The following is a 5,900-nucleotide window of genomic DNA, read 5'->3' as shown; positions in this document are numbered from 1 at the left end:
CGGTGGAGCAATGAGCAACGGGGGCCGGTCAGGGCGGTTTGGCTCCGGTCGCGAGGGCTTGCGTAGGCTCGCCCGCCATGGACATCAACGGCATCTCCGCAATCGTGACCGGTGGGGCCTCGGGCATCGGCGAGGCGTGCGCCCGCCAGCTCACGGCCCGGGGGGCGAAGGTCGTCATCGCCGACCTCCAGGACGACAAGGGCAACGCGCTGGCTTCGGAGCTGGGCGGCGCCTTCGCGCACGTCGACGTCACCAACACCGAGGAGGTGATCGCCGCGGTCGAGCTGGCCAAGGAGATGGGCCCGCTTCGGGCGCTGGTGAACTCCGCCGGCATCGGGTGGGCCACCCGCACCATCGGCAAGGACGGCCGCTACGAGTCCGCCCACGACCTCGAGGTGTTCCGCAAGGTCGTGGAGGTGAACCTGATCGGCACCTTCAACTGCATCCGCCTGGCGGCCACCGCCATGAGCCAGACCGAACCGCTCGACAGCGGCGAGCGGGGCGCCATCGTGAACATCTCGTCGGTGGCGGCCTTCGACGGCCAGATCGGCCAGGCCTCCTATTCGGCGTCCAAGGGCGGCGTCGTCGGCATGACCCTCCCCGTGGCCCGCGACCTCGCCGCCGTGGGCATCCGGGTGAACACGGTGGCACCGGGCCTCATCGACACCCCGATCTACGGCCAGGGTGAGGCGTCGGAGGCCTTCAAGGCCAATCTCGAGAAGGGTGTGCTGTTCCCCAAGCGGCTCGGCACCCCTGATGAGCTGGCCAGCATGGTGCTCGAGCTCATCGGCAACAGCTACATGAACGCCGAGACCATCCGGGTCGACGGCGGCATCCGTATGCAGCCCAAGTGAGCCGGGGCCGGCGGTCGATCAGCTCGCCGGCACCTCGCCGGTGGTGACGTAGGCGTCGAGGCGCTCCAGCGTGGCGAGCATGTTGGCCGGATGCCGCTTCGGGTAGCCGACCAGCTCGATCATCCAGGGCGCCAACGCCGTCGACCAGTCGAAGGTCTCCGTGACCCGGGTGCCGCCCTCGACCGGCTCCAGCTCGAACCGCCAGCGATGACGCCCGAGGTGGCGCCAGGCGATCAGCCGGTTCGGCTCGAACTCCACCACCGTGTTCTTGATGACGTAGGGCACGCCCATCCGCATGTCCATGCCGAACGTCGAGCCCAGCTCGAGCCGGCGGGGCGCGCTGCCCCGGGCCCGCTTGACGGTGCCCGACCCGTCGATGATCGGGTGCTTGGACGGGTCCGCCAGCACGTCGAAGATCTTCTCCGGCGGAGCCGCGATCACCCGGCTCACCGACACCTGCCGCTTCGACCTGCTCACCTGTCTGCCTCCTTCGTGCGGTCGAGGATGTCCCGCAGCGCGCCCTCGAGGTCCGGGGCCGAGAACGTGAAGCCGCTCCCGGCCAGGACCGCAGGCTCGACCCGCTGGCTGGCGAAGAGCAGCTCGTCGGCCAACTCTGCCCCGCGTAGCAGCCTCGGGGCGAACGCGGGGACCGGGACGACGGCCGGCCGGCGCAGGACTGACGCCAGGATCTTGGTGAACACCGCGTTGGTCACCGGGGTGGGCGCGGTGAGGTTCACCGGTCCCGACAGATCGTGGTCGATCAGCCAGCGGATCGCCCGCACCTCGTCGGCGATGGAGATCCAGCTCCACCACTGGCGGCCGCTCCCCATGCGGCCGCCGAGCCCCAACCGGAACAGCGGCAGCAGCTTCGCCAGCGCGCCGCCCTCTGCGGACAGCACGATGCCGGTTCGGATGAGCGTCGTGCGGATCCCGGCTTCCGTCGCGGGTGCCGCGGCGGCTTCCCACCCGATGCACACCTCGGCGAGGAACCCTCTGCCCGGCGGGCTCTGCTCGGTGAGCACCTCGTCGCCCCGGTCGCCGTAGTAGCCGATCGCGGAGCCGGACACGAGCACCGGAGGGGGCCGTTGCAGGCTGGCGAGGGTCTCGGCCAGGAGCCTGGTGCCGAGCTCGCGGCTCTCGCGGATCTCGCGCTTGTAGGCGTCGGTCCAGCGGTGGTCGCCGATGCCTGCGCCGGCGAGGTGCACCACCGCGTCGATCCCCTCGAAGCCGCCCCGGTCGATCCGTCCCACAGCCGGATCCCAGGCCAGGGCGTCCAGCCCCCGCAGCGCCGCTGGGTTGCGGGAGACCGCGACCACCCGATGGCCGTCACGCCGGAGATCCGTGGCCAGCGCTCGGCCGATCAGACCGCTCGCACCCGTGATCGCGATGTCCATGGCCAGCCCTCCTGTCGGTCTCCGGCTCCAACGTCCGTGGTCGGATGATCTATGCCCGCTACGGTGACCGAGACGACCCGTCTCGCAGGGGAGGGCTCCATGGCCGGTGAGGTCGAGCGCCGCGGCACCAGGAAGCAGATCGATGCCCGGCTGGTAGGCGGTGGGGTGATCCTTTTGGCCTTGGTGGCCTTCGTCGGACAGAACCGGGAAGAGGTCCCCTTCACATTCCTCTTCCTCGAGTTCACCGCCCCGCTGTGGCTGATGCTGGCCGGCACGGTGGTGCTGGCGCTGCTCGTCGGTTTCCTGGCCGGTCGCCGGTCGCGCCGCCCCAAGCGCTGAGCGGGCACGCGGCCGCGCTGCCCGGCGCGCGATCGGACCGAGCGCGCCGCCCGGCCCGCTGGGCGACGCCGGGCCTCAGAGGTACTCGACGTTGGCCGCCGGCGGCAGGTGACGCTGTGCATCGAACACGTAGCTGGCGTGCTCGACGATCAGCTCCCGGTCGAAGGCATCGTGCCCGACGAGCAGGAGCACCGCCGCGGCGCTGCGCAGCACCTCGGGGGTGAGCTCGACCCGGGTGACCCCGGGTGGCAGGTGGCGGTCGTCGACGAAGGGGTCCGCGACGAGCACCTCGGCTTCGAGCTGCACGAGCTGGCGGGCGATGGGCTGCGAGGGCGACTCGCGCGCGTCACCCGTGTTGCGCTTGTAGGACATGCCGAGCAGCAGCACCCGCTGCCCCTTCACCGCCAGGCCCCGGCGGTTCAATGCCATCATCAGCCGGCGCACGACGTAGTCGGGCATGTGGTCGTTGACGTCGTTGGCCAGCTCGACGAAGCGGAACGTCTCGCCCAACGAGCGGCGAACCCGCCACGAGAGGTACGAGGGGTCGATTGGGAGGCAGTGACCGCCCACCCCGGGGCCGGGGGTGAACCGCATGAACCCGAACGGCTTGGTGGAGGCGGCGTCGATGGCCTCCCACACGTCGATTCCCAGCTCGTTGGCGAACATGGCCAGCTCGTTGACCAGCGCGATGTTCACGTGCCGGAACGTGTTCTCGAGCAGCTTGGTCAGCTCGGCCTCCTTCGGGGATGAGACCGGCACCGTGGTGTCGACGATGGCGTCGTAGAAGGCCTGCACCGCGGCGAGCGACCCGGCATCCACCCCGGAGACCACCTTGGGGGTGTTCTCGAGGGTCCAGGTGCGGTTGCCGGGATCGATGCGCTCCGGGCTGTAGCCCAGGTGGAAGTCGTTGCCCGCCACGAGCCCCGAGCCGTCCTCGAGGATCGGCCCCACCAGCTCCTCGGTGGTGCCCGGGTAGGTCGTGGATTCCAGCACGACCGTCGCCCCTCGGCGCAGATGGGGCGCGAGGGCGGCGGCGGCCTGCTCGATGTAGCTGAGGTCGGGGTTGCCCTCCCGCAGCGGCGTGGGCACGGAGATCACCGCCACGTCGAACCCCTCGCAATCCTCGGCGGCGGTGGTGGGCCGGTACCGGCCCGTGGCCAGCGCGGCCCGCAGCCGCTCGTCGGTGATGTCCTCCACCGGCGACTCACCGGCCGCGAGGCGTTTGATCTTGGCCTCGTCGACATCGAAGCCCACCACGTCGAAGCCCTGCTCGACGGCGCGCACGGCGAGCGGGAGACCGACGTAGCCCTGCCCCACGACCACCAGTCGCTGCGACGCGCTCGACATGGGCTCGCATGGTAGGCGAGGGGGGGCGCGCCGCTAGGCTGCCCTCACGATGAGCACCCGGAAGCTGATCTTCCTGTCCCTGCTGTGCGGCATCGCCATCCTGACCGCGTTCACCGTGCAGCTCGCCATCGCTCGCTGACCGGCTCGCCCGGGCGCACACAACCCAGCACGCAACGGAGGTGGTTCCCACGGCCGAGAACTTCGACCTCGTGATCATCGGAGGTGGGCCCGCCGGTTACGCAGCTGCCCTCTACGGCGCCTCGGCGGGGCTGCACATCGCGCTCATCGAGCGGGCCAGGCTCGGCGGCACCTGCCTGCACGTGGGCTGCATCCCCGCCAAGGAGCTCCTCGAGACCGCGGCCGTGCACCGCACGGTGCGCCGGGCGGGGGAGTTCGGCATCGACGCCGGGCCCCCCTCGGTCAACTTCGGGGTCACCCAGGCCCGCAAGCAGCAGATCATCGACCAGCTCACCACCGGCCTGACCGGCCTGCTCAAGCGGCGCACCGTCACCCTCTTCGACGGCACCGGCACCCTGCACCCGGGCCGGGTGGTCCGCGTCAGCGGCGGCGCATCCGGGGAGGTCGAGCTCACCGGTGACCACGTGCTGCTGGCGTCCGGGTCGGTGCCCCGGACCATCCCCGGCTTCGAGGTCGACGGCCGCTTCGTCGTCACCTCCGACGAGCTGCTCTCCCTGCAGACCCTGCCCGCCACCGCGGTGGTGATCGGGGGTGGCGCGATCGGCTGCGAGTTCGCCTCCATGATGGCCGACCTCGGGACCGAGGTCACCGTGCTCGAAGCGCTGCCCAAGATCCTGCCGGGCTGTGACGACGACATCACCAAGCTGGTCGCCAGGGCGTTCTCCAAGCGGGGCATCGAGGTGCGCACCGGGGTCACCGTGACCGGCCACACCCCGGGCGAGAAGACCACGGTCGTCGCCCTGGGCGACGGTCAGTCGATCGAGACCGAGCTGGTGGTGGTGTCGGTGGGCCGGCGCCCGCTCTCGGAGACCCTCGGGTTGGAGGGCACCGCGGTCGAGGTCACCGAGCGGGGCCACGTGGTGGTCGACGAGCGCTGCCGCACCGCCGAGCCCGGGGTGTACGCCGCCGGTGACCTCATCGCCACCCCCGCCCTGGCGCACGTGGGCTTCGCGGAGGGCATGTTGGTGGTGAAGGACGTGCTCGGTGAGGACCCGCTCCCCATCGCCTACGACCGGGTGCCGTGGTGCATCTACTGCCACCCCGAGGTGGCCTTCGCCGGGCTCTCCGAAGAGGCGGCCAAGGAGGCCGGCTACGACGTGGTGACCGCCAAGCACCGCTACGGCGGCAACGGCCGGGCGATGATCGTCGGCGACAACGAGGGGATGGTGAAGATCATCGCCGAGCGCAACGCGGACGGCGGCGCCGGGCAGATCCTCGGGGTGCACATGGTGGGCCCGTGGGTCACCGAGCAGCTCGGGCAGGCCTACCTGGCGGTGAACTGGGAAGCCACCGCGGCGGAGGTGGCCCAGTTCATCCAGCCTCATCCCACGATGAGCGAGGTGTTCGGCGAGGCGGCGATGGCCCTCACCGGACGCTCGTTGCACTGACCCGATCGAGACTCGAGGAACGACGGACCATGGCCGAGATCCAGATGCCCCAGCTCGGTGAGTCGGTGACCGAGGGCACCATCACCAAGTGGTTCAAGGCGGTCGGCGACCAGGTGGCCGAGGACGAGGTGCTCTTCGAGGTCTCCACCGACAAGGTCGACTCCGAGGTCCCCTCGCCCGTGTCCGGGTATCTGGCTGAGATCCGGGTCCCCGAAGGCGAGACGGTCGAGGTGGGCGCGGTGCTCGCGGTGGTGACCGAGGCTCCCGTCGAGGGTGCCCCCGCGGCGCCGCCACCCCATCAGGAGCCGGCCGCGTCGCCCCCCGAGCAGTCGCCTGCGAAGGCCGCCGAGGCGCCCCGGCCCGAGGCGGAACCCGTACCC

General features: G+C 71.0%; 7 protein-coding genes. 4 read left to right on the top strand and 3 right to left on the bottom strand.

Annotated elements, in window-relative coordinates; all coding sequences use genetic code 11:
- Nucleotides 1–77: 77 nt before the first annotated feature.
- Nucleotides 78–854 (top strand): SDR family NAD(P)-dependent oxidoreductase, encoded by a 777-nt coding sequence (locus V7004_RS14880; protein WP_334144976.1) that lies wholly within the window; start codon nucleotides 78–80, stop codon nucleotides 852–854.
- A gap of 18 nt (nucleotides 855–872) precedes the next feature.
- Here the strand turns inward: V7004_RS14880 and V7004_RS14875 are convergent, their stop codons facing one another.
- On the bottom strand, nucleotides 873–1,331 hold the full coding sequence (locus V7004_RS14875; protein WP_334144975.1) for an SRPBCC family protein: 459 nt from the start codon (nucleotides 1,329–1,331) through the stop codon (nucleotides 873–875).
- Nucleotides 1,328–2,248, bottom strand: coding sequence for a TIGR01777 family oxidoreductase (locus V7004_RS14870; RefSeq protein WP_334144974.1), 921 nt, complete (start codon nucleotides 2,246–2,248; stop codon nucleotides 1,328–1,330). The genes V7004_RS14875 and V7004_RS14870 overlap by 4 nt, the downstream gene beginning before the upstream one ends.
- A gap of 63 nt (nucleotides 2,249–2,311) precedes the next feature.
- On the opposite strand from V7004_RS14870, the gene V7004_RS14865 reads away from it, so the two are divergent.
- On the top strand, nucleotides 2,312–2,587 hold the full coding sequence (locus tag V7004_RS14865) for a LapA family protein (RefSeq protein ID WP_334144973.1): 276 nt from the start codon (nucleotides 2,312–2,314) through the stop codon (nucleotides 2,585–2,587).
- Between the two features lie 75 nt (nucleotides 2,588–2,662).
- Here the strand turns inward: V7004_RS14865 and V7004_RS14860 are convergent, their stop codons facing one another.
- Nucleotides 2,663–3,934, bottom strand: coding sequence for a nucleotide sugar dehydrogenase (locus tag V7004_RS14860; RefSeq protein ID WP_334144972.1), 1,272 nt, complete (start codon nucleotides 3,932–3,934; stop codon nucleotides 2,663–2,665).
- 179 nt (nucleotides 3,935–4,113) lie between these two features.
- Between V7004_RS14860 and lpdA the strand changes: the two genes are divergently transcribed.
- Complete coding sequence (lpdA, locus tag V7004_RS14855) at nucleotides 4,114–5,520, top strand: dihydrolipoyl dehydrogenase (protein ID WP_334144970.1); 1,407 nt, start codon at nucleotides 4,114–4,116, stop codon at nucleotides 5,518–5,520.
- A 29-nt stretch (nucleotides 5,521–5,549) separates the two neighbouring features.
- Nucleotides 5,550–5,900, top strand: a 351-nt coding sequence (locus V7004_RS14850; RefSeq protein ID WP_334144969.1) for a biotin/lipoyl-containing protein, incomplete at its 3' end; no start/stop codon positions are given.

The sequence above is a fragment of the Rhabdothermincola sp. genome (assembly GCF_036846205.1).
Classification (GTDB): Bacteria; Actinomycetota; Acidimicrobiia; order Acidimicrobiales; family Acidimicrobilacustridaceae; genus Rhabdothermincola.
Note: the sequence above shows the minus strand (reverse complement) of the source record. Positions and strands in the feature narration are given on the sequence as shown.